Source organism: Marinobacterium aestuarii (genome assembly GCF_001651805.1).
GTDB lineage: Bacteria > Pseudomonadota > Gammaproteobacteria > Pseudomonadales > Balneatricaceae > Marinobacterium_A > Marinobacterium_A aestuarii.
On the sequence record NZ_CP015839.1, the window covers coordinates 4,886,407 to 4,910,795 of the forward strand.

A 24,389-nucleotide genomic window follows, 5' to 3' on the forward strand; every position below is an offset into this window, starting at 1 on the left:
ATCCTCAGTTTAGAAACGATAGTGAGCGAAAGCCTTGTTGGCTTCAGCCATACGATGTACGTCTTCGCGTTTCTTAACAGCGGCGCCACGACCTTCAGCAGCATCGGCCAGCTCACCCGCCAGGCGCAGGGCCATGGACTTCTCGCCACGTTTGCGCGAGTACTCTACCAGCCAGCGCATGGCCAGAGCGTTACGACGCGACGGACGGACTTCAACAGGAACCTGGTAAGTAGCACCACCAACACGACGGGATTTAACCTCGACCATCGGCTGTACTGTTTCCAGTGCTTTCTCAAAGATTTCCAGCGGGTCAGCTTTGGTACGTTCCTGGATTTTATCAAGCGCACCGTAAACGATCTTTTCGGCGACAGATTTCTTGCCGCTGACCATCAGGTGGTTGATGAATTTAGCCAGAGTTTTGTTACCGAATTTAGGATCCGGCAGGATTTCGCGCTTTGCAGCGACGCGTCTTCTAGGCATTGATAAGCCCTCAATTTATAAAAAGGTCTTCAGGTTAACTCAGGATATGCCGCTTATGCGGGTTCGCCTGACCTTACTCTTACCGTGTCCGGTCTAGCCCGATAGCCATTTGCGCTACAAAGCCTCGCCGTAATGACGACGATTAAGATTTAGGACGCTTGGTTCCGTACTTCGAACGACCCTGTCTACGGTCGTTGACGCCGGAGCAGTCCAGAGCACCACGTACAGTGTGGTAACGCACACCTGGCAAGTCTTTTACACGGCCGCCGCGAATCAGTACGACAGAGTGTTCCTGCAGGTTGTGGCCTTCACCACCGATGTAGGACGTCACTTCAAAACCGTTCGTCAGACGCACACGGCAAACTTTGCGCAGCGCTGAGTTAGGTTTCTTCGGTGTAGTGGTGTATACACGAGTACATACGCCACGACGCTGAGGACAAGCCTGCAGAGCAGGAACGTCGCTTTTTTCAACAGCGCGTTTGCGTGGCGAACGCACCAGCTGGTTGATAGTTGCCATTAAGCAAACTCCACGTTTTCACGTATTAATGGATAAACACCAAAAAGCCGGAGCCATATGTCGGTGCAAAATGCACAAAGCGCCCTGCTCGACAGCTGGTCCCAGCACAAGGGGGCCGGAATTTTAATCAATTCCGACCCCTATAGTCAATTACTGACCAAAAATTACTCAGAATCCGACAACGAAGCGTTCAGTGCTTCGGTCAGTGCCTGTTGCACTTCTTCCGCACTCACGGTCGCTGTACCCGGTTGAGCCTGGGCAGCACGCTTCTTGCGCTTGCGCTCGCGGTGATACGCCAGACCTGTACCGGCCGGAATCAATCGGCCAACAACAACGTTTTCTTTCAGACCACGCAGGTAGTCTTTCTTGCCTGTTACCGCACCTTCAGTCAGTACGCGGGTTGTCTCCTGGAAGGAGGCCGCGGAGATGAAGGATTCGGTTGCCAGTGATGCCTTGGTGATACCCAGCAGCACTCGCTCGAACTTAGCCGGAATCTTGCCTGCAGCTTCCAGCGCGGCGTTTTCTTCTGCCACAGCGCTGAACTCAACCTGCTCACCCGGAATAAAGGTGGAATCACCGGAGGTAACGATTTCGACCTTGCGCAGCATCTGGCGAACAATAACCTCGATGTGCTTGTCGTTGATCAGTACGCCCTGCAGACGGTAAACGTCCTGGATCTCGGCCACAATGTACTTGGCCAGCTCGCCGACGCCCAGAATGCGCAGAATGTCGTGCGGGTTCGACGGACCATCGGAGATGACCTCACCCGTTTCAACCTGCTCGCCCTCGAAGACGTTCAGGTTACGCCACTTCTGCATCATGATTTCGAACGGATCGCCATTAGGCGGCGTCAGCAGTATGCGACGCTTGCCCTTGGTTTCCTTGCCGAAGGTCATGACACCGGAGATTTCCGCGAGGATCGCAGATTCCTTCGGCTTGCGCGCCTCGAACAGGTCGGCAACGCGCGGCAGACCACCGGTGATGTCCTTGTTGACACTGCCTTCCTGCGGAATACGTGCCAGTACATCACCGACAGCTACTTCAGCGCCGTCAGCCAGGTTAAGAATCGCCTTGGGCGGCAGCAGGTACTGCACCGGAGAATCGGTACCCGGGTGCATCATGTCGCTGCCGTCGCTATTGATCAGCTTGATCATGGGACGAATGTCCTTGCCGGCCTGCGGACGGTCCTTGGCTTCCAGTACGTCGATGGAAGACAGACCTGTCAGCTCGTCCTGCTGGCGCTTGACGGTAACACCGTCGTCCATGCCGTGGAACTGCAGACGACCCGCGCCTTCAGTGATGATCGGATGCGTATGCGGATCCCAGTTGGCGACGATGTCGCCCGGATTCACCATGGCACCTTCCTTCACCTTGATCACGGCACCGTACGGCAGCTTGTAGCGCTCACGCTCACGGCCGTGCTCGTCGGTCACACCCAGCTCACCGGAACGCGATGTAGCGACCAGCTTGCCATCCAGACGTTCTACGAACTTCAGGTTATGCAGACGAACTTCGCCGCCGTTCTTCACCTGAATGCTATCAACAGCCGCCGCCCTGGAAGCCGCACCACCGATGTGGAAGGTACGCATGGTGAGCTGGGTACCCGGCTCACCGATAGACTGAGCAGCGATTACACCAATGGCTTCACCGCGGTTAACCAGATGTCCGCGACCCAGGTCACGACCATAGCAGGCAGAACAGATGCCGTGGGTTTCGTTACAGGTAATGGCGGAGCGCACCACGATCTCGTCGATTGAGGAATAACGCTCGTCATTCTCCAGACGATGTACCCAGGCTTCGTCGATCAGAGTGCCGGCGTCGATCAGCACATCCTTGCCGGACGGATCCAGGATATCGTTGGCAACGACACGACCCAGCACACGATCGCCCAGACGTACGACTACGTCGCCGCCTTCGATCAGCGGCGTCAGCAGCAGGCCGTTTTCGGTGCCGCAGTCTTCGTTGGTGATAACCAGATCCTGGGCGACGTCGACCAGACGACGTGTCAGGTAACCGGAGTTCGCCGTTTTCAGTGCCGTATCCGCCAGACCCTTACGTGCGCCGTGGGTCGAGATGAAGTACTGCAGTACGTTCAGACCTTCACGGAAGTTCGCGGTGATAGGCGTTTCGATGATGGAGCCATCCGGCTTCGCCATCAGACCACGCATACCCGCCAACTGACGGATCTGAGCGGCGCTGCCTCGAGCACCGGAGTCGGCCATCATGTAGACAGAGTTAAAGGATTCCTGAATCAGGTCCTTGCCTTCGCTGTCCTTGACGATCTCACCGTCGGCATCCAGTACCGGCTCGGTGCGCAGGTTATCCATCATCCGCTTGGCCAGCACTTCGTTCGCACGGGACCAGATGTCGATAACCTTGTTGTACTTCTCGCCCTGGGTTACCAGACCGTCGGAGAACTGACGCTCGATTTCTTTAACTTCATTCTCGGCATCGTCGATAATCCGACCTTTTTCATCCGGAATAACGAAGTCATTCACACCGATAGAGGAACCGGACACAGTCGCCTGACGGAAACCGGTGTACATCAGCTGATCGGCAAAGATAACGGTATCTTTCAGACCACAGCGACGGTACGCCTCGTTCAGCAGACGCGAGATCGCCTTCTTCTTCATCGACTGGTTAACCAGCGAGAACGGCAGACCCTTGGGCACGATGGCGAACAGCAAGGCACGACCAACGGTGGTCTCCTTGATCTCTGTGCGCTCTTCGACGTTGCCTTCGATGTCGTTGATAACTTCGTGGATACGTACTTTGACGCGGGCCTGCAGGTCAACCTGCTTGGCACCGTGGGCACGGGCCACTTCTTCAATGTCCGCGAAGGCCATGCCTTCACCCAGAGCGTTAACGCGCTCACGGGTCATCCAGTACAGACCCAGTACCACGTCCTGGGACGGTACTATGATCGGCTCGCCGTTGGCGGGCGACAGGATGTTGTTGGTGGACATCATAAGCGCACGGGCTTCCAGCTGCGCCTCGATGGTCAGCGGTACGTGTACCGCCATCTGGTCACCGTCAAAGTCGGCGTTGTAGGCAGCACAGACCAGCGGATGCAGCTGGATGGCCTTGCCTTCGATCAGAACCGGCTCAAACGCCTGGATACCCAGACGGTGAAGTGTCGGTGCACGGTTCAGCAGGACTGGATGTTCGCGGATAACTTCGTCCAGGATATCCCAGACCAGCGGCTCTTCGCGCTCGACCATCTTCTTGGCAGCCTTGATGGTGGTGGCATAGCCACGCAGCTCAAGCTTGGAGAAGATGAACGGTTTGAACAGTTCCAGCGCCATTTTCTTCGGCAGACCGCACTGGTGCAGGCGCAGGTACGGCCCGACCACGATAACGGAACGGCCGGAGTAGTCGACACGCTTGCCCAGAAGGTTCTGACGGAAACGACCCTGCTTGCCCTTGATCATGTCGGCCAGGGATTTCAGCGGGCGCTTGTTGGAACCTGTGATGGCACGACCGCGACGGCCGTTATCCAGCAGCGCATCGACCGCTTCCTGCAGCATGCGCTTCTCGTTGCGCACGATGATATCAGGCGCGTTGAGGTCCAGCAGACGCTTCAGACGGTTGTTGCGGTTGATCACGCGACGGTACAGATCGTTCAGATCCGAGGTCGCGAAACGGCCGCCATCCAGCGGTACCAGCGGACGCAGGTCCGGCGGCAGCACGGGCAGCACACTCATGATCATCCAGGCCGGGTTGTTGCCCGACTTGTAGAAGGATTCCATCAGCTTGAGGCGCTTGGACAGCTTCTTGATCTTGGTTTCCGAGTTGGTCGCCGGGATCTCTTCGCGCAGCTGCTGGATGGTTTCTTCCAGGTTAATGGACAGCAGCAGTTCCTGTACGGCTTCGGCACCCATGCGGGCATCGAAATCGTCACCGAATTCTTCCAGCGCTTCGAAATACTGCTCATCATTCATCAGCTGGCCACGCTCAAGCGTGGTCATGCCCGGATCGATAACAACGAAGGACTCAAAGTACAGCACGCGCTCGATATCGCGCAGCGTCATGTCCATCATCAGGCCGATACGGGACGGCAAGGATTTCAGGAACCAGATGTGCGCAACCGGGCTCGCCAGTTCGATATGACCCATGCGGTCACGGCGCACCTTGGCCAGGGTGACTTCAACGCCACATTTTTCGCAGATCACACCGCGGTGCTTCATGCGCTTGTACTTGCCACACAGGCACTCGTAGTCCTTTACCGGGCCAAAGATCTTGGCGCAGAAAAGGCCTTCGCGCTCGGGCTTGAAGGTACGGTAGTTGATCGTTTCCGGCTTTTTCACTTCACCGAATGACCAAGAGCGGATCATTTCCGGTGAAGCCAGGGAGATCTTGATCGAGTCAAACTCGTCAGACTGTCCCTGGGACTTCAGCAGATTCAGCAAATCTTTCATGTTCGGTGGCCCCTCGCGGAGTAGTGGGCAGACGCGCGCAGCGCCCGCCACGTGATTGTGTTAATCCTTAATCGTTCTCAAGCTCGATATCGATACCGAGAGAACGAATCTCCTTGATCAGCACGTTGAAGGACTCCGGCATGCCCGGTTCCATCTGATGGTTACCATCGACGATGTTTTTATACATCTTGGTACGACCATTGACGTCATCGGATTTGACGGTGAGCATTTCCTGCAGGGTGTAGGCTGCGCCGTACGCCTCCAGGGCCCAGACCTCCATTTCACCGAAGCGCTGGCCACCAAACTGCGCCTTACCACCCAGCGGCTGCTGTGTAACGAGGCTGTAGGAGCCGGTAGAACGCGCGTGCATCTTGTCGTCTACCAGGTGGTTAAGCTTCAGCATGTACATGTAACCCACGGTCACCTTGCGGTCGAATTTCTCGCCGCTGCGACCGTCAAACAGGCTTACCTGGCCGCTTTCATCAAGGCCTGCCAGACGCAGCAGAGTCTTGAGTTCGACTTCCTTGGCACCGTCAAACGCCGGCGTCGCGATCGGTACACCGCCGCGCAGGTTGTGCGCCAGGTCGAGGATCTCGGCATCAGTGAAGTCTTCCAGACCTTCGTGACGGCAGGCCTTGCCCGCGCCGTGATCGCCGTTGTAGATCTCGCCCAGGAAAGAACGCAGTTCCTTGACCTTCTCGGCCTTGGCACGCTCGACTTCCAGCATCTCGTTGATCTTGCGACCCAGCCCCTTGGCGGCGGCACCCATGTGGGTTTCGAGAACCTGTCCGACGTTCATACGCGAGGGTACACCCAGCGGGTTCAGTACGATATCGACCGGCTCGCCGTTCTCATCGTAAGGCATGTCTTCAACCGGCATGATAACGGAGATAACACCCTTGTTACCGTGACGGCCTGCCATCTTGTCGCCCGGCTGTACGTGGCGCTTGGTAGCAACGTAAACCTTGACGATTTTCAGTACGCCAGGTGCCAGATCGTCGCCGGTCTGCAGCTTGCGTTTCTTGTCTTCAAAGCGCTTGTCGAGGTTCTCGCGACGCTCTTCCAGCTGCTTGCGCGCCAGTTCGAGCTGCTCGGATACGGCTTCGTCAGACACGCGAATCTTGAACCACTCGGAATGCTTGAGCGCATCCAGGAAGGACTCGGTGATCTCTTCGCCCTTGGCCAGACCAGCACCACCGTCAGCCTTGAGACCAACCATGACCTTGGCCAGACGTTCGAAGGTAGCCTGCTCGACGATACGGAATTCGTCGTTAAGGTCCTTGCGAATGGCGTTCAGCTCGCTCTTCTCGATGGACAGCGCACGCTCGTCCTTGGGCACACCGTCACGGATGAAGACCTGAACATCGATAACCTTGCCGATGGTACCGGTCTTGACGCGCAGGGAGGTATCCTTAACGTCGGACGCCTTCTCACCGAAGATCGCACGCAGCAGCTTCTCTTCCGGCGTCAGCTGGGTTTCACCCTTGGGTGTTACCTTGCCGACCAGGATGTCGCCAGGTCCAACTTCAGCACCTATATGTACCACGCCGGACTCGTCCAGCTTGGCCAGGGCGGATTCACCGACGTTGGGGATGTCGGAGGTGATTTCCTCTGGCCCCAACTTGGTGTCACGCGCCACACAGGTCAGTTCCTGAATGTGGATGGTAGTGAAGCGATCTTCCTGCACCACACGCTCGGAGATGAGGATGGAGTCTTCGAAGTTGTAACCGTTCCAGGGCATGAAGGCGATGCGCATGTTCTGACCCAGGGCCAGCTCGCCCATGTCGACGGACGGGCCGTCAGCCATGATGTCGCCACGCTGCACAGCATCACCCGGGCGCACGATCGGGCGCTGGTTGATGCAGGTGTTCTGGTTGGAACGGGTGTACTTGGTCAGGTTGTAGATGTCGACACCGGCATCACCCGCCTGAACTTCGTCATCGTGCACACGTACCACGATACGACCCGCATCCACCGACTCGATCTCGCCGCCACGACTGGCAACAACACAGACACCGGAGTCGGACGCAACATTGCGCTCCATGCCGGTACCTACCAGCGGCTTGTCAGCACGCAGTGTCGGTACAGCCTGACGCTGCATGTTGGAACCCATGAGGGCGCGGTTGGCGTCATCGTGTTCGAGGAACGGAATCAGCGATGCAGCAACGGAGACCACCTGACGCGGTGATACGTCCATGTACTGGATTTTGTCCGGCGCCATAACGGTAAATTCGTTCAGGTGACGCACGGCAACCAGGTCATCGACCAGGCGCTTGTTCTCATCCATCGTGGCCGAAGCCTGAGCGATGACGTACTTGTTCTCTTCGATCGCCGACAGGTAATCGATATCGTCGGTAACCTGACCTTCAACAACGCGACGGTACGGTGTTTCAAGGAAACCGTAATCGTTGGTGCGCGCATACACAGCCAGGGAGTTAATCAGACCGATGTTCGGACCTTCAGGGGTCTCGATCGGGCAGACACGACCGTAATGGGTCGGATGTACGTCGCGGACTTCAAAGCCTGCGCGTTCACGGGTCAGACCGCCTGGGCCCAGTGCGGAGACACGACGCTTGTGCGTGATCTCGGACAACGGGTTGTTCTGGTCCATGAACTGGGACAGCTGGCTGGAACCGAAGAACTCTTTCACCGCCGCCGCAACCGGCTTGGCGTTGATCAGATCCTGCGGCATCAGGTTCTCGGACTCTGCCATGGACAGACGCTCACGCACGGCGCGTTCAACGCGGACCAGACCGACACGGAACTGGTTCTCGGCCATTTCGCCGACGGAACGGATACGACGGTTACCCAGGTGGTCGATGTCATCGACAACGCCATCGCCGTTGCGAATAGCGATCAGGGTTTCCATGACCGCAAGGATGTCTTCCTTGCTCAGCACGCCAGGCCCTGTAATTTCGTCACGGCCCAGTCGACGGTTGAACTTCATGCGGCCTACGCCAGACAGGTCATAGCGCTCATCAGTGAAGAACAGGTTTTCGAACAGGGACTCGGCAGACTCTTTGGTCGGCGGCTCGCCTGGACGCATCATGCGGTAGATTTCGACCAGCGCCTCGATCTGGCTGCGGGTGCTGTCGACACGCAGCGTCGTGGAGATGAACGCACCGGTATCCAGGTCATTGGTGTACAGGGTTTCGAAGGCTGTCAGACCCACGGCACGCATCTTGTTCACCAGATCTTCGGTGATTTCGGCGTTGCACAGGGCGATGACTTCACCGGTGGCCGGATCAACGACATCTTTCGCCATTGCCTTGCCAACCAGGTATTCCATCGGAACTTCCAGCTCGGTCATGCCAGCCTGCGCCATCTTGCTGATGTGGCGCGGGGTAATGCGGCGACCTGCTTCAACGACTACATTGCCTTCGGGATCCTTGATCTCGAACGACATGGTTTCGCCACGCAGACGCTCCGGCACCAGTTCCATGCGGATGCTGTCATCAGTCAGGGACCAGGTAGTGTTATTGAAGAAGATATCCAGGATTTCTTCTGTCTGATAACCCAGGGCACGCAGCAGCACAGTCGCAGGCAGCTTGCGGCGACGGTCGATACGTACGAACAGGTTATCCTTTGGATCGAATTCGAAGTCCAGCCAGGAACCGCGGTAAGGAATGATACGCGCGGAGTACAGCAGCTTGCCGGATGAATGGGTCTTGCCCTTGTCGTGGTCAAAGAACACGCCAGGTGAGCGGTGCAACTGGGAAACGATTACGCGCTCAGTACCGTTAACGACAAAAGTGCCGTTATCAGTCATCAGCGGCATTTCGCCCATGTAGACTTCCTGCTCCTTGATATCCTTGACCGCTTTGGTGCTGGATTCGCGATCATAAATCACTAGGCGCACTTTGACTCGCAAGGGTGCGGCATAGGTCACGCCACGCATCTGGCATTCTTTTACATCAAAAACCGGCTCACCGAGACGATAAGTCACATATTCCAGCGCAGCATTGCCGGAGTAGGACTGGATCGGGAATACGGAATTGAATGCAGCGTGCAGACCTTCTTCGCGACGCTCGCCGGCGTCTCCACCAAACTGCAGGAATCGACGGTAGGAATCGAGCTGGATAGCCAGCAGGTAAGGCACATCCATAACTTGTGGCAGTTTGCCAAAGTCTTTGCGGATGCGTTTCTTCTCAGTATATGAATAAGCCATCAGTGTTCCCCAGCATGTGCACCAAGTTGCGAACCAGCCCAGAAGGGGACCTTCCAGTCTGTATCACCGTCATTTATTTGCTGTCTATAAATAACGGAAAAAGGCCGGTGGCGATTCGCCACCAGCCATAGCACTTTGAACAGCGTTCAGCCGCTCTGAATGCATAGACGCTATTACTTGAGCTCTGCAGTGGCGCCAGCTTCTTCCAGCGCTTTCTTCAGCGCTTCAGCGTCGTCCTTGTTCAAGCCTTCCTTAACGGTAGAAGGAGCGGTATCAACCACTTCTTTGGCTTCTTTCAGGCCCAGGCCTGTAGCAGCACGAACAGCCTTGATGACGTTAACTTTCTTGTCGCCAACAGCGGTCAGAACAACGTCAAATTCAGTCTGTTCTTCAACAGCGGCAGCAGCATCGCCAGCTGGGCCAGCCATAACGGCAGCTGCAGCAGATACGCCGAACTTTTCTTCCATGGCGGAAATCAGTTCAACAACGTCCATTACAGACATTTCAGCGATGGTGTTGAGGATATCTTCTTTAGTCAGAGACATGATTCAGTTCCTGAAAATCTGGAGCGATTGCTCGTAAAATCGGTTAACAAAGCAGCTGAGAAACTCAGGCAGCTTCCTGTTCTTTCTGCTCGCGTACGGCGGCGATGGTACGTACCAGCTTGCCGGCTGCGGCTTCTTTCATGCAGCTCATCAGCTTGGCAAGGGCTTCATCGTATGTCGGCAAGCTTGCCAGCATCGCGATGTCTACCTTGTTGCCTTCAAAGGCAGCAGCCTTCAGCTCGAACTTGTCATTGCCCTTGGCGAACTCACGCAGAATGCGCGCACCGGCACCCGGGTGTTCGTTTGAGAATGCAATGATAGTCGGGCCAACGAAAGTGTCTGCGAGACACTCATAAGCTGTACCTTCGATCGCACGGCGGGCCAGGGTGTTACGCACAACCTTCAGCCATACGCCATTGTCACGAGCCAGCTGGCGAAGCTCTGTCATCTTTCCAACGGTAACACCGCGGGAATCGGCCACGACGGCCGACAGAGCATTCTGAGCAGCTAGCTGGACATCGGCAACGATCGCCTTTTTGTCTTCTAGTCCTAATGCCACGATAAACTCCTGGATTGAGTCTTTCGACTGTTTACCAACAACCGGGATCTGTCATGCAGAACCCGGCTTGAGCACGGTGGTTTTATAGATCCAAGGTTTGAATCTCACCGTCTGCGCAGGCCGGCAAACCATTAAGGTATATCCTTGCACCGACAACTGACTGGTGCAGGTCATACCACCTGCGGTCTTTGACGGCCTTCGTATCTGTTTACCAGGTCACGAAGACCCTCAAAAAACCTTTCAAGGGGTGACTTAAACGCTCAGGGAAGCCTGATCGATAGTCAGACCCGGGCCCATGGTAGTGGACAGGGTCACTTTCTTCACATAGATGCCTTTGGAAGAAGCTGGCTTCAGCTTTTTCAGGTCGGCGATCAGTGCTTCGATGTTTTCTTTCACGGAACCGGATGCGAAGTCAGCCTGACCTACGCCCGCGTGAATGATGCCGTTCTTGTCAGTACGGAAACGTACCTGACCAGCCTTGGCATTTTTAACAGCCGTAGCGACGTCCATGGTTACAGTGCCAACCTTAGGGTTAGGCATCAGACCACGCGGGCCAAGGATCTGACCCAGCTGACCGACAACACGCATGGCATCAGGCGTAGCGATAACAACACCGAAGTCCAGGTTACCGGCCTTGATGGAATCAGCCAGATCTTCAAAACCTACGATGTCAGCGCCGGCAGCCTTGGCTTTCTCGGCATTTTCGCCCTGGGCGAAAACAGCAACACGTACAGTCTTGCCAGTGCCGTGTGGCAGTACGGTGGAACCACGTACAACCTGGTCGGACTTACGTGGATCAACACCCAGGTTGATAGCAACGTCTACAGACTCTTTGAACTTCACAGTGGAGAGTTCAGTCAGCAGAGCGACGGCTTCGTCGATTGCGTACAGCTTGGTCGCTACGACTTTTGCGTTGATTGCTTTCTGACGCTTGGACAGATTAGCCATTATTCATCACCCTCTACTACAAGACCCATGCTGCGCGCAGAGCCCGCGATGGTGCGAACAGCTGCATCCATGTCACCGGCAGTCAGATCCGGCATTTTGATGGTCGCAATCTCTTCCAGCTGAGCACGCGTCACGCTACCGACTTTCTCGGTGTTCGGACGGCTGGAACCGCTCTTCAGGCCCGCTGCTTTTTTCAGCAGAATGGCCGCCGGAGGCGTCTTGGTAATAAAGGTAAAGCTGCGGTCGCTGTAGACTGTGATAACAACAGGAGTCGGCAGACCTGGCTCAATGCCCTGGGTCGCGGCGTTGAACGCCTTGCAGAATTCCATGATGTTAACGCCGTGCTGACCCAGCGCAGGACCGACTGGCGGACTTGGGTTAGCCTGACCAGCTTTTACCTGCAGCTTGATATAAGCATTAATTTTCTTAGCCATTAAGCTACTCCTTCAGGGTTCAAACGCCTTGCGGCTCCCCATTCTCGACAATGGAAAGCCCCGGCTGCGTAAACGCAACCAGGGCAATCCGAATTCAAAGGGGTTTGATCAGGCCTTTTCGACCTGAGCAAATTCCAGCTCTACAGGTGTGGAGCGACCAAAGATCAGCACCGCCACATGGAGCCTGTTTTTCTCGTAGTTGACCTCTTCCACCACACCGTTAAAGTCGGCGAAGGGACCATCCACAACACGTACCATCTCGCCCGGCTCGAAGAGAGTCTTCGGCCGCGGCTTGTCGACACCACTCTCGACGCGACGCAGAATTTCCTGCGCCTCTTTCTCGGTGATGGGTGCCGGCTTGTCGGCGGTACCGCCGATAAAACCCAATACACGCGGCGTATTCTTGACCAGATGCCACGCCTCGTCTTCCATGTCTATCTGAACCAGCACGTAGCCCGGATAAAACTTGCGCTCAGACTTGCGCTTCTTGCCATCACGAATTTCGATGATTTCCTCGGTCGGAACCAGGATGTCACCGAACTTCTCCTGCATGTTGTAAAGCTCAACCCGCTCTTTCAGCGAGTTCATTACACGCTTCTCGTAACCGGAGTACGCATGGACGACATACCAACGCATTGCCATACAAAAAACTCCTTAACCGATTACACCAGACACAAACCAACCCAGAAGCGAATCCAGACCCCACAACAGGAGCCCAACAATCAGCACCACTACAACAACCATCAGAGTCGTCTGCAGGGTTTCCTGTCGCGTCGGCCAGACCACCTTGCGGATTTCGGTCTTGGCTTCCTTGAACAGGTTAAAAAACGATCTTCCCTTTGCAGTGTTTAACGCCACAAATCCAGCCAGCAAAGCCAGAACTATCAGCGCAACAGCGCGATAGAACAGTGACTGATCGGAAAACATGGAGTTCCCAACCACACCCGCCGCTACCACCAGGACAACGACAAGCCATTTAAGGCCATCGAATTTTGATTCCACAGGGACTGCTTTAGAGATCACTTTGTAGCCTCAGCTAAGATAAGCTTGCGCTAATTTGACGCCACTTCCGATTGAAAGTGGCAGGCCAGGAGGGACTCGAACCCCCAACCTGCGGTTTTGGAGACCGCTGCTCTGCCAATTGAGCCACTGGCCTACTGCGTAATAGGGACGCGAATTATATGCCCGCCCCTACCACTTGGCAACACCTAATTTTCAATTAGGCGATGATTTTCGCTACAACACCCGCACCAACGGTACGGCCGCCTTCGCGAATCGCGAAACGCAGGCCTTCTTCCATGGCGATCGGGTTGATCAGGGTAACGGACATCTGCACGTTGTCACCCGGCATTACCATCTCAACACCTTCCGGCAGCTCACAGGCGCCGGTGATGTCTGTGGTACGGAAGTAGAACTGTGGACGGTAGCCTTTGAAGAACGGAGTGTGACGTCCGCCTTCTTCTTTGCTCAGTACGTAGACTTCGCCTTCGAACTGAGTGTGCGGCTTGATAGAACCCGGCTTGCACAGAACCTGACCACGCTCAACGTCGTCACGCTTGGTGCCACGCAGCAGCGCGCCAACGTTCTCGCCTGCACGACCTTCGTCCAGCAGCTTGCGGAACATTTCAACACCCGTGCAGGTGGTAACCTGAGTATCGCGAACACCAACGATCTCGATCTGGTCGCCCACTTTCAGGATGCCACGCTCTACACGACCGGTTACAACAGTACCGCGACCGGAGATGGAGAAGACGTCTTCCACTGGCATCAGGAACGGCAGGTCAATTGCACGCTCAGGCTGCGGGATGTAGTTGTCCAGCGCATCAACCAGTTTCAGGACAGCAGATGTACCCAGTTCGTTGTCATCCTGGCCGTTAAGGGCCATCAGAGCGGAACCAGCGATGATCGGCGTGTCGTCACCCGGGAAGTCGTAGGCATCAAGCAGCTCGCGCAGCTCCATTTCTACCAGTTCCAGCATTTCAGCGTATTCTTCAGACTCAACGCCGCCGCAATCTTCAGCCAGCAGGTCAGCCTTGTTCAGGAAGACAACGATGAAAGGTACGCCAACCTGACGCGACAGCAGGATGTGCTCGCGAGTCTGCGGCATAGGGCCGTCAGTTGCGCCACATACCAGGATAGCGCCGTCCATCTGGGCCGCACCGGTGATCATGTTCTTGACGTAGTCGGCGTGTCCCGGGCAGTCAACGTGCGCGTAGTGACGGCTCGGAGATTCGTACTCAACGTGCGAAGTCGCGATGGTAATGCCGCGCTCACGCTCTTCAGGAGCATTGTCGATACCGTCGAAGGCAACGGCAGAGCCGCCCCAGGTCTCAGAACAAACGCGCGTCAGCGCGGCTGTCAGAGTGGTTTTACCGTGGTCGACGTGACCGATGGTGCCGACGTTTACGTGCGGCTTGTTACGTTCAAATGCTTTCTTACCCATCAGCCAGATTCCTGATAGCGTTGAATGAAATTCCGGAACGACAAATACAACAAAGGGCAGACATATTTCTATATCTACCCTTCATCAAATTATGGAGCTCATGGGCGGAATTGAACCGCCGACCTCACCCTTACCAAGGGTGTGCTCTACCCCTGAGCTACATGAGCACAACTGCTGGAGCGGGTAGCGGGAATCGAACCCGCCTCTTCAGCTTGGAAGGCTGAGGTAATAGCCACTATACCATACCCGCCTACCGGCAAAATCTGGTAGTAGATGGTGGTGAGGGGTGGATTCGAACCACCGAAGCTCGCGCGTCAGATTTACAGTCTGATCCCTTTGGCCACTCGGGAACCTCACCTTACTACCTACTTCGCCGCTGAACATGGTGCCGGCACGAGGAGTCGAACCCCGGACCTACTGATTACAAGTCAGTTGCTCTACCAGCTGAGCTATACCGGCTCAGCGTCGAAGTGGGGCGTATAGTACTGATCGACTTATGGTGTTGCAACCCCTTTACAAACTTTTTTCTCTATTTTTATGCCTGGGTGCGACTTTTCGAGCACTCGATTGATTTTATTGAACAAATCTCGATCAGAATCGACCGGAAGCAGCACCGCAAACAGCTCTTGAGTACGATCAAGCACCTTCAGCTCAGGGGCAAGACCGGTATCCCGAAAGCGCACGGCAGCGACCTCGGCCTGCGCCTCGGAGTCATAGCGCCCCAGCCGTAGCTGCGAGCCCTGAGGGCTGCTCTCGGGCACCACATCCACCGCTTGCAGGCGTTCGATCAGCGCAATGCGCTCCTGTGGGTCCGCAGGCACATTCAGCACCAGCTCAAACCCCTCCGCCAAGCGAATATCCTCCTGCTCGATCACCGGCAACAGGCCATAGCGCTGCATCAGCTGCGCCACCTGCTCGGCATCGGCACGCGCCGGCAAGCCGACATAGGACACACAGAGCGACTGCTGCACCCCAGACTGAGCCTGCAACTGCGACTGACTCAGCTCCCGCAACTGCCCTACATCCACCTCTGACAGCAGCCGCACCGAAGCGCCCTGCTCCACCCTCTCGGGCAGCGATTCACGAGCGTCACGCTGCATCAGCGCCGCCCACAGCAGCACCACGGCATTCACCAGTAACAGCAACAGAAACAGCCAGCGCAACATCTTAGTTCAGCGCCCAGTGCAGGCCATCCAGCACCAGATCAGGGCAGTACTCGCCCTGAGCCGCCAGACGGGTGAAGAGCTCGCCATCACCGCCGGTAATCAGCAGCACAGCGCCCGGATAATCCGACCCAAGCTGGGCCAGCAAACGCTGAGCGATAGCATCGAATACAAAGTTGATACCATGAAATACCGCCGCCGAGGTATGAGTACCAGGCGTCAGATCAAACTCATCCACCGCCTGGTCGGCGATTACCCGGGCGGTATTGGCCAGCAGACTGGAGGCCATCAGGCGTACGCCAGGCACAATGTAACCGCCACGATGCCTACCATCAGCGCCGACAAAGTCGATGGTGATGGCGCTGCCGCAGTCCACCACACAGACCTCAGCACCGGCCTGATGGTATCCCGCCAGCATAGCCATCCAGCGATCGACCCCCATGCGAGCAGGGTCGGCATAGCTGTTGCGCACGCCAGCCGTCAGTTCCTGCACACGGGCGAATTCCGCCTCCAGCGACCAGCGCTGGCGACAATAATCCGCGATCCGGGCCTCGACCGACGTGCCTGCGACACAGGCCACACGCACCCGGGAAATTCCATCAGGCCAGCAGTCGAACTGTGCCGGCTCAAATTGAGCAGCCTCAAGCTGACGCGTGAGCAGGCGCCCGCGCACCCAGCCTTGCTGAGGGCAGGCGTAGCGCCATTTAAGGAAGCTGTTGCCGATATCGATATCCAGAATCATGACAGACGCCTGAGACTGACTTCTCCCCCGTGGAAGCTCTCGAGCCCTGCGGCAGTCTCCAGCATCAGGGCACCACTGCCCGACACACCGCGACAGATCCCCTCCACCGCATTGAGACCAAAGTTCAGCGACACGCGCTGATCACGACAGGCGTCCAGCGCCTGCCACTCATCCACCAGCGGCTCAAAGCCCGACTCGGCAAAGGCAGCCAGCACTGGCACCAGCTCGTTTATCAGCGCCGCCAGCACCTGGGTACGGGACGGCACTGTGCCGCAGATCTGCTGCAGATCAACCCAGGGCTGATCAATGTCCGTGGCCAACTCCTGCGGCATGGCAATATTCAGCCCCACACCTGTCACCACCTGACAATCACCCGAGGCTTCGCCGCTGACTTCCAGCAACACACCCGCCAGCTTGCGCCCCTGCCACAGCAGGTCGTTGGGCCATTTCAGCTCAACCCCCTCCAGGCCCAGGCGCGCCAGACCACGGGCCAGGCCCAAACCAACCGCAAGGCTCAGCCCCTCAAGCGAGGCCGCCCCCTGAGGGAAGCGCCACACCAGCGAAAAGTAGAGATTGCGCGCAAAGGGGCTGACCCAGGCGCGCCCCCGCCGGCCACGGCCCGCGGTCTGCTGTTCGGCGACATACAGACGTCCGTGCCCGGGCTGTTGCTGCAGCTGTTGCATGGCCAGCAGGTTGGTGGACGGAATCGACAGATCGAACTGCATATCCCCCAGCTGTGCGGCCACTTTTCCGTCCAGCGCCGCCGCAAAGGCGTCAACACTCAACAGATCCAGCCCACCGGGGAGACGATAACCGCGCCCTTTCACACTGTAGATTTCAATGCCAAGCTCTTCGAGCTTGCGCATCTGTTTCCAGATCGCACTACGACTGACTGCCAGCTGCTCGCCCAGCTCCTGTCCGGAGTGGAAGAGGCCGTCAGCCAGGATAGACAACAACGATCGGGTCGTCATAGAGTAAATCCTTTTTTACAAACAAGACCGGCCCCGCGTTATATCGGCGCCAATAGAGGTGATCAGGTACTGGCTACTGCGTGCGGCGCCACGTTGAAATGCGGAAGTCGTGGCTGTTTCGCTCGTCAGCCACATGATCAATCGACGGGCCTGCTTGCACCCATTCGCTCAGATCAAGCTCCGGGAAGGTGGCATCACCCTCCAGCTCCGCCTGCACCTCAGTGATATAAAGCAGATCTGCCTGAGGCAAGGCTTGTGCATAAATTTGGCCACCACCAATGACCATAACCTCAGCCGCACCGGACTCGGCACAGTGGTCTCTGGCCAGGCCAATAGCCTGCGGCAGCGTCATCGCCGTCTGAACGCCTTCATGCTGCCAAGCTGCATTGCGCGTCACCACAATATTTTTCCGTCCCGGCAAGGGCCGCCCTATGGACTCAAAGGTCTTGCGCCCCATGATCACAGGTTTGCCGGACGTGACCTCTTTAAAATACTTAAGATCAGTCGACAAATGCCACGGCATCCGGTTATCAATGCCGATCACCCGATTGCGGGCCTGCGCCACGATAATTGCCACTTTCATTTTATGCCCTCAAATTGCGATCGGCGCTTTGATACCCGGCCGCGGGTCATAGTCAACAAAGTCGAAATCCTCAAACTCATACTCGAACAGCGATGCTGGCTTGCGCAGGATTTTAAGCTGCGGCAAGACCCCCGGCACACGGGACAGCTGCTCATCGACGATGGCCGGATTGTTCAGATGGTTCTGATACAAGTGTACATCACCGAAGGTGTGCACGAAGTCGCCCACTTCAAGATCGCACTGCTGCGCCAGCATATGGGTCAACAGCGCGTAGGACGCAATATTGAACGGCACGCCAAGAAAGTAATCGGCACTGCGCTGATACAGCTGGCAGCTAAGCCGACCCTCGGCGACATAGAACTGAAACAGAGTATGACAGGGCGGCAACGCGGCCTTGCCGTTTTCGACGTTCTGCTGCGGGCTCAGACTTTCATCCGGCAGGTCCGCCGGATTCCAGCCACTGACGATCAGACGGCGGGAATTGGGGTTGCGCTTTATCTGCGCCACCAGCTCGGAAATCTGATCAACCGTGCGCCCATCGGGGCAGGCCCAGGAGCGCCACTGCTTGCCGTATACCGGGCCAAGGTCGCCATTTTCCAGCGCCCACTCGTTCCAGATACTGACGCCGCGTTCTTGCAGCCAGTTATTGTCGGTGCTGCCGCTGAGAAACCACAGCAGCTCATACACCACCGACTTGATATGGACTTTCTTGGTGGTCAGCAGCGGAAAGCCGGCCGACAGATCGAAGCGCAACTGACGCCCGAACAAAGACCTTGTACCGGTGCCGGTACGATCGCCCTTGTCGGTGCCATTGGCGATAATATCGCGCATCAGATCCAGATACTGTTGCATCGTTACTCCCATTCAAATCATGCGGGTCATTCAGGCCAGAGGCTATTCTATACGAAGCCGTACGATGATCGCCTGGCTACTTTTTACAGCAGGGCGCCCTGATCAGCCAGGCGGCCTGAGCAGGCGCGGCACCGCTCAGCACATTAGGAGACCCTGCAGTCCGCCCGCCGGTAGGCCAGCAGCATCAACAAGGCCCCCATCAGCACCATGGGCACGGATAGTAGCTGCCCCATCGTCAGCCAGTCAAAGGCCAGGAAGCCCAGCTGCTCATCAGGCTGGCGCACCAGTTCTATCAGCGAGCGGAAGCTGCCATATAAAAGCAGGAAGAGTCCCGACACCGCCATACGCGGGCGCGGCCTGGCCGAGAACCACCACAGCAGCGCGAACATCAGCACGCCTTCCAGAGCAAACTCATACAGCTGCGATGGATGCCGCGGCACGCCATCACCGGCGCGCGGGAACACCACGCCCCAGGGCAGGTCGGTCGCCCGCCCCCAGAGCTCACCGCCTATAAAATTACCCACCCGACCGGCACCCAGGCCGATCGGTATCAGCGGTGCGGTAAAATCCCCCATCTCGAAAAAGCTCTTGCCCTGCCTGCGCCCGAACAGCCAGAGCGCCACCAGCACGCCGATCAGGCCACCGTGGAAGGACATGCCGCCCTCCCAGACATGGAATAGCCACAGCGGATTGGCCAGAAAATAGTCAAACTGATAGAACAGCACGTAACCGGCACGACCACCGAGCACCACCCCAACGGCTCCCCAGAAAATAAGATCGGACACCTGCTGCTCGGTCCAGCCAGAGCCCGCACGCCGGGCCCGCTGCACGCCAAGCCACCAGGCGGCGGCAAAGCCCACCAGATACATCAGGCCATACCAGTGTATCTGCAGAAAACCCAGATCCAGTGCGATCGGATTTATATCATGTACCCACATAAGTAACTCAGTCCTTGTTCAGAGCAGATTGCCGAGCAGAAAACGCAAGCCCACCAGGGCGAGAAAAGCCGCAAAAATGCGTCGCAGTACCGGCGCCGGCAGCCTGTGGGCCCAGCGTGCCCCCAGGCGTGCGAAGAACGGGCTGGTCAGCACTATACCGGCGAAGGCCGGCAGGTAAACATACCCCAGACTCCAGTCCACCAGCGCCTCATGTCCCCAGCCTTCCAGCACATTGCTGAAAGCCCCCATCAGCGCGATTGGCAGTCCGCAGGCGGCAGAGGTTGCCACCGCCTGTTGCATGCGTACATGACGCCAGCTCAGGTAGGGCACCGTCAGGGTACCGCCGCCGATCCCGAACAGGGCCGACGCCCAGCCAATCAGGCCACCGGCGACGGCGAGCCCTGCGGGCTTTGGCGCGTCCCCCGGGCTCTCCGAAGGCTTGGCACCAAAAGCCATTTGCAGGGACACCAGTAATGCAAAACTGCCAATCAGCATTTGCAGTACTTCACCCGGCAGCTGACCGGCGGTCTTGACCCCCAGAAAGGCACCCAGCAAGATGCCCAACCCCAGCGGCCGGAACAGCTCCCAGCGCACAGCGCCGCGCTTGTGGTGGGCCAGTATGGAGCTAATCGAGGTGACCACAATGGTCGCCAGCGAGGTCGCCACGGCCATGTGAGTGAGAATCTCCGGCGAAATTCCCTGGGCGCCAAAGGAAAATACCAGCACCGGCACGATCAGCAAGCCGCCGCCGATACCAAAGAGCCCGGCCGTCACACCCGCGGCGGCACCCAGTGCCAGATACATCGATAGGGTCAACAGCATGATGGAACATCCCTGCAGTAGTAATGATAAAGTCGCCTAGCAGCCTGCCGGGCTTGGCCGATCGTAGCCAGGGGAAGTCCGACAGGCTGCTATAGTAGCCTATGGGGCGTGACTGGCAACCGACATCCGCCGCACACCAGCGCCCGCGGGCAAGCCGCTTCGCCAGAGAGTCGATTTATGTGCCTGATGACCTTCGCCTACCAGTCCCATCCCGACTACAACCTGATGCTGATCGCCAACCGCGATGAAGCCTATGGCCGCCCGACCCTGGGAGCCGCACCCTGGGCACAGCACAGCGACCTGATCGCCGGGCAGGACCTGGAACAGGGCGGCACCTGGCTCGGCATTCACCGCAGCGGCAGACTCAGCGCCGTGACCAACTACCGTGATGGCCGCGCAGAGGCGAACCCGGCACTGCACTCGCGCGGACACCTGACGCGGGATTTTCTGCTCTCCGGGGAATCGGCAGACAGCATCAGTCAGCACTACGCCGAACAGGGGCCACACTACGGTGCTTTCAATCTTCTGCTGGGGGATATCGAAGGTCTGTACTATCTGTCGAACCGCGGACGGGTACCCGAGCGCCTTCGCCCCGGCATCTATGGCCTGAGCAACGCACTGCTCGACAGCCCCTGGCCGAAAGTGCACCAGGCGCGCGATGCACTCAGCGCCGCACTGGACACTATTTCCGCCCGCCAGGACCGCCTGCTACTGGCAGCGCAGTTGACCGAAGTGCTGGCGGCACGCAGCCAGGCGCCGGATGCACAGCTGCCCGACACCGGCATCAGCCTTGAACTGGAGCGCCGCCTGTCACCCTGCTTTATCCAGCTGGAGACATACGGCACAAGGGCCACCACGGTATTGCTGCAGGACTACCAGGGGAACAGCTGTTTTTACGAGCAGAGTTTCGATGCCAAAGGGCCCACCGAAGTACGACACTACGAACTGCAGCTGCCGCTGTTCGGCTCCAGACCCCGCGACTGAAGCACTGTGGCTATCGGGGAAGAGTGGGTCGCGACAACTGCCCCAGCCCCAACTCCTGCAGAGTGTTACGCAGCAGCAGATGAATTTCCTCAGCATCATCCATACCCCGCACCTGACTGAGCAGACCGCAGGCACGCACATGGGTAATACCACGAATGGCTGACTTCACCCGGGGAATATTGGTGGAGTTCATCGACAGTACATCATACCCCATGGCCATCAGCAGAATGGCGCCGCAGGGGTCTGAGGCCATTTCACCACAGATGGACACCTGCACGTTTTCCTTGTGCGCTTCCTCGGCGATATATTCCAGCGCCCGCAGTACCGACGGGTGATAGGGCGCATAGAGACCCGCGACCCGGGGATTGTTGCGATCCACCGCCAGCAGATACTGGGTCAGGTCGTTGGAGCCCACAGAAATAAAATCAACGCGCCGGGCAAAACGGCGCACCTGATAGACCGCCGCCGGCACCTCCACCATTACGCCCACCGGCGGGCGCTCGGTGATATGACCTTCTTCGCGCAGCTCATTCACGGCCCGATCGATCATGCGATTGGCCTCGTCCACCTCATGCACACTGGTCACCATCGGCAGCATGATACGCAGGTTGCCCAGACCTTCGTTGGCTCGCAGCATGGCCCGCACCTGCACCAGGAAAATCTCCGGGTGGTCCAGTGTCACGCGAATACCGCGCCAGCCCAGGAAGGGATTTTCCTCCTTGATGGGGAAGTACGGCAGTGCCTTGTCGCCACCAATATCCAGGGTGCGCATGGTCACCGGGCGCGGCGCGAAGGCCGCCAACTGAGAACGATAGGTCTGCAACTGCTCCTGCTCGCTGGGGAAGAAATCCCGGATCATGAAGGGAATCTCGGTACGATAGAGCCCGATACCCTCAGCACCGCGTTCCAGCGCCCGCTTCACATCGATATCCAGGCCCGTATTGGCCCACAGCGGCATGTTGTAGCCATCGGACGTCTCGGCGGCCTTGTCCCGCAGCTGCTCCAGGCCTGCGGCGACTTCGCTGTCTTCACGCATGATGTCACGGTAAACCTGCTGAATTTCATCCGACGGGTTCACGTACACACGCCCGGAGTAACCATCCAGGATCAGCACCCGGGCCTCAATCTGGGTATAGGGCAGATCCAGCACCCCCATGACGGTGGGAATACCCAGCGAGCGCGCCAGGATGGCGGCGTGGGAGTTACCGGAACCATGCACCGACACCAGACCTGCCAGCTTCTCGGTGGGGACTTCACCCAGCATCGCCGGGGTGAGTTCATCCGCGACCAGAATGGTATTATCGGGATAGTTGATCTGCTTGGGCGCGGCTTCCTGCATATAGGCCAGCACACGCCGCCCCAGATCGCGGATATCGGTCGCTCGCTCGCGCAGATAGGGGTCATCCATGGCGTCAAACTCGCGGATATGCGCCTTGATCACCTCGCGCAGCGCACCCTGCGCCCAGTTACCCAAACGGATTTTGTCGACGACTTCGCCGGCCAGGGCGTTGTCATCCAGCATGCGCAGATACACATCAAACAGTGCCTGCTCCTCGGTACGCAGGCGTTTGGACAAGGTGCGACCCACCACGCGGATATCGTGACGCACGGACTCAAGGGCGCGCACAAAGAGCGCTATCTCGGCCTCTATATCAGTCGCCGGCTTGTCGGGGACAGCATTCAAATCCGCCGGCGGCGCCATGACCACGGCAGGGCCAATGGCCACACCGGGGGCAGCCGACACGCCTTCAAAGCGGCTTTCAATCACAGCACCACGACGACTGCCGCTGACGTCCTGAATGGAACCGGTTGCCTCGGCATGGGCAATAACCCCTGCCAGCTGGGCAGAAACCGTGACCAGAAAAGCCTCTTCGTTTTCATCGAAGCGCCGGCGTTCCTTTTGCTGTACTACCAGCACGCCCAGAACATCACGCTGATGGATGATCGGCACGCCAAGAAAGGAGTGAAAACGCTCTTCGCCGGTACCGGGTAGATAAATAAACGCAGGGTGCTTGGCGGCGTCTTCCAGATTGATGGGCTCAGCCCGCTGACCCACCAACCCAACGATACCCTCGGAGGCGGACAGACTGACCGTCCCCACGGCATCCTTGTTCAGCCCCTGGGTCGCCATCAGGATGTAGCGCTGCTTTTTGGTATTAAACAAATACACAGAGCACATCTGTGTCCGCATGGCACGCTGTATTCTGCGCACGATCAGGTCGAGCACCGAATCAAGATCCGGCGCTGCGCTGACCTCCTGTACAATCTTGCGCAGTATTTCGAGCATTGACCCACCCCATAGTTGTTATTTTCGTTGCTGGGCGACCACTCGCGCCAGCTTGGGCGACAGCTCCCTCATCGCCTTGCGGTACACCTCACGCTTGAACGACACCACCTGCCCCAGTGGATACCAGTAACTCACCCAGCGCCAGCCATCAAATTCCGGCGAATGGGTATGGTCGATGGTAACCGCCTGATCTTCACTGAGCATGCGCAGCAGAAACCATTTCTGCTTCTGGCCGACACAGACCGGAAGGGAATTGCGCCGGATCATTCGTTTGGGCAGACGGTAGCGCAGCCAGCCGCGCGTGACAGCAACGATTTCGACGTCGCTTGCCCGCAGCCCGATTTCCTCGTGAAGCTCACGGAACATCGCCTCATCGGGAGATTCATCATCCTGAATCCCTCCCTGCGGAAACTGCCAGGCATCCTGTCCTATCCGTCTGGCCCAAAGGACCTGACCCAGCGAGTTAGCCAGAATGATGCCGACATTCGGTCTGAACCCGTCTGAATCAATCACTGTTTATATCCTGAAGTAGTTC

General features: G+C 57.6%; 21 protein-coding genes and 5 tRNA genes. 1 reads left to right on the forward strand and 25 read right to left on the reverse strand.

Features of this window, described 5'->3' with window-relative positions; all coding sequences use genetic code 11:
• Positions 1-9 precede the first annotated feature (9 nt).
• The 23 genes from rpsG to A8C75_RS21575 all read right to left on the reverse strand — a co-directional run bounded on the left by rpsG (position 10) and on the right by A8C75_RS21575 (position 20,583).
• Complete coding sequence (gene rpsG / locus A8C75_RS21465; protein WP_067386413.1) at positions 10-480, reverse strand: 30S ribosomal protein S7; 471 nt, start codon at positions 478-480, stop codon at positions 10-12.
• Positions 481-622: 142 nt separating this feature from the next.
• The gene (gene rpsL, locus A8C75_RS21470) at positions 623-997 is read right to left on the reverse strand and encodes a 30S ribosomal protein S12 (protein WP_067290748.1); all 375 of its coding nucleotides are present in this window, start codon (positions 995-997) and stop codon (positions 623-625) included.
• 164 nt (positions 998-1,161) lie between these two features.
• Positions 1,162-5,415 carry a DNA-directed RNA polymerase subunit beta' gene (rpoC, locus tag A8C75_RS21475; RefSeq protein WP_067386415.1) on the reverse strand — a complete coding sequence of 1,418 codons (4,254 nt, stop codon included), beginning with the start codon at positions 5,413-5,415 and terminating at the stop codon, positions 1,162-1,164.
• 67 nt (positions 5,416-5,482) lie between these two features.
• A complete protein-coding gene (gene rpoB, locus A8C75_RS21480) occupies positions 5,483-9,583 on the reverse strand; it encodes a DNA-directed RNA polymerase subunit beta (protein WP_067386417.1) in 4,101 nt (1,366 codons plus the stop codon).
• A 173-nt stretch (positions 9,584-9,756) separates the two neighbouring features.
• Entirely contained in the window at positions 9,757-10,128 is a 372-nt protein-coding gene (gene rplL, locus A8C75_RS21485) for a 50S ribosomal protein L7/L12 (protein WP_067386419.1), read from the reverse strand.
• A gap of 64 nt (positions 10,129-10,192) precedes the next feature.
• Positions 10,193-10,687 (reverse strand): 50S ribosomal protein L10, encoded by a 495-nt coding sequence (gene rplJ / locus A8C75_RS21490; RefSeq protein WP_067386421.1) that lies wholly within the window; start codon positions 10,685-10,687, stop codon positions 10,193-10,195.
• Positions 10,688-10,939: 252 nt separating this feature from the next.
• Entirely contained in the window at positions 10,940-11,635 is a 696-nt protein-coding gene (gene rplA, locus A8C75_RS21495; RefSeq protein ID WP_067386423.1) for a 50S ribosomal protein L1, read from the reverse strand.
• A complete protein-coding gene (rplK, locus tag A8C75_RS21500) occupies positions 11,635-12,069 on the reverse strand; it encodes a 50S ribosomal protein L11 (RefSeq protein WP_067386425.1) in 435 nt (144 codons plus the stop codon). The genes rplA and rplK overlap by 1 nt, the downstream gene beginning before the upstream one ends.
• Before the next feature lie 108 nt (positions 12,070-12,177).
• Positions 12,178-12,711, reverse strand: a complete 534-nt coding sequence (gene nusG / locus A8C75_RS21505) for a transcription termination/antitermination protein NusG (RefSeq protein WP_067386427.1) — start codon at positions 12,709-12,711, stop codon at positions 12,178-12,180.
• A 12-nt stretch (positions 12,712-12,723) separates the two neighbouring features.
• Positions 12,724-13,092 (reverse strand): preprotein translocase subunit SecE, encoded by a 369-nt coding sequence (secE, locus tag A8C75_RS21510; protein ID WP_067290783.1) that lies wholly within the window; start codon positions 13,090-13,092, stop codon positions 12,724-12,726.
• A 57-nt stretch (positions 13,093-13,149) separates the two neighbouring features.
• Positions 13,150-13,225: transfer RNA gene (locus A8C75_RS21515), tRNA-Trp, on the reverse strand.
• Between the two features lie 63 nt (positions 13,226-13,288).
• Positions 13,289-14,512 (reverse strand): elongation factor Tu, encoded by a 1,224-nt coding sequence (gene tuf, locus A8C75_RS21520; protein WP_067386410.1) that lies wholly within the window; start codon positions 14,510-14,512, stop codon positions 13,289-13,291.
• A gap of 92 nt (positions 14,513-14,604) precedes the next feature.
• Positions 14,605-14,679, reverse strand: a tRNA-Thr gene (locus A8C75_RS21525).
• A gap of 8 nt (positions 14,680-14,687) precedes the next feature.
• Positions 14,688-14,762: transfer RNA gene (locus A8C75_RS21530), tRNA-Gly, on the reverse strand.
• Between the two features lie 24 nt (positions 14,763-14,786).
• Positions 14,787-14,870 (reverse strand) — tRNA-Tyr (locus A8C75_RS21535).
• 25 nt (positions 14,871-14,895) lie between these two features.
• Positions 14,896-14,971, reverse strand: a tRNA-Thr gene (locus A8C75_RS21540).
• Positions 14,972-15,006: 35 nt separating this feature from the next.
• On the reverse strand, positions 15,007-15,678 hold the full coding sequence (locus A8C75_RS21545) for a hypothetical protein (RefSeq protein WP_067386430.1): 672 nt from the start codon (positions 15,676-15,678) through the stop codon (positions 15,007-15,009).
• A 1-nt stretch (position 15,679) separates the two neighbouring features.
• Positions 15,680-16,417 carry a type III pantothenate kinase gene (locus tag A8C75_RS21550; protein ID WP_067386432.1) on the reverse strand — a complete coding sequence of 246 codons (738 nt, stop codon included), beginning with the start codon at positions 16,415-16,417 and terminating at the stop codon, positions 15,680-15,682.
• Positions 16,414-17,388: a bifunctional biotin--[acetyl-CoA-carboxylase] ligase/biotin operon repressor BirA gene (birA, locus tag A8C75_RS21555; protein WP_067386434.1), complete on the reverse strand. Its 975-nt coding sequence runs from the start codon at positions 17,386-17,388 to the stop codon at positions 16,414-16,416. Before birA ends, A8C75_RS21550 begins: the two co-directional genes overlap by 4 nt.
• Positions 17,389-17,461: 73 nt before the next feature.
• Positions 17,462-17,971, reverse strand: a complete 510-nt coding sequence (locus tag A8C75_RS21560) for a dihydrofolate reductase (RefSeq protein ID WP_067386436.1) — start codon at positions 17,969-17,971, stop codon at positions 17,462-17,464.
• A 9-nt stretch (positions 17,972-17,980) separates the two neighbouring features.
• The gene (locus A8C75_RS21565; protein ID WP_067386439.1) at positions 17,981-18,823 is read right to left on the reverse strand and encodes a thymidylate synthase; all 843 of its coding nucleotides are present in this window, start codon (positions 18,821-18,823) and stop codon (positions 17,981-17,983) included.
• A gap of 143 nt (positions 18,824-18,966) precedes the next feature.
• Positions 18,967-19,761 carry a prolipoprotein diacylglyceryl transferase gene (gene lgt, locus A8C75_RS21570; protein ID WP_067386441.1) on the reverse strand — a complete coding sequence of 265 codons (795 nt, stop codon included), beginning with the start codon at positions 19,759-19,761 and terminating at the stop codon, positions 18,967-18,969.
• Between the two features lie 18 nt (positions 19,762-19,779).
• Positions 19,780-20,583 carry a sulfite exporter TauE/SafE family protein gene (locus tag A8C75_RS21575; protein WP_067386443.1) on the reverse strand — a complete coding sequence of 268 codons (804 nt, stop codon included), beginning with the start codon at positions 20,581-20,583 and terminating at the stop codon, positions 19,780-19,782.
• A 177-nt stretch (positions 20,584-20,760) separates the two neighbouring features.
• Here A8C75_RS21575 and A8C75_RS21580 point away from each other — a divergent pair, with 177 nt between their 5' ends.
• On the forward strand, positions 20,761-21,567 hold the full coding sequence (locus tag A8C75_RS21580; RefSeq protein ID WP_067386445.1) for an NRDE family protein: 807 nt from the start codon (positions 20,761-20,763) through the stop codon (positions 21,565-21,567).
• A gap of 10 nt (positions 21,568-21,577) precedes the next feature.
• Here A8C75_RS21580 and ptsP read toward each other — a convergent pair whose 3' ends face one another.
• Both ptsP and A8C75_RS21590 read right to left on the reverse strand, forming a co-directional pair.
• Positions 21,578-23,854 carry a phosphoenolpyruvate--protein phosphotransferase gene (ptsP, locus tag A8C75_RS21585; RefSeq protein WP_067386447.1) on the reverse strand — a complete coding sequence of 759 codons (2,277 nt, stop codon included), beginning with the start codon at positions 23,852-23,854 and terminating at the stop codon, positions 21,578-21,580.
• An 18-nt stretch (positions 23,855-23,872) separates the two neighbouring features.
• Positions 23,873-24,367, reverse strand: a complete 495-nt coding sequence (locus A8C75_RS21590; protein ID WP_067386449.1) for an RNA pyrophosphohydrolase — start codon at positions 24,365-24,367, stop codon at positions 23,873-23,875.
• Between the last annotated feature and the right edge of the window lie 22 nt (positions 24,368-24,389).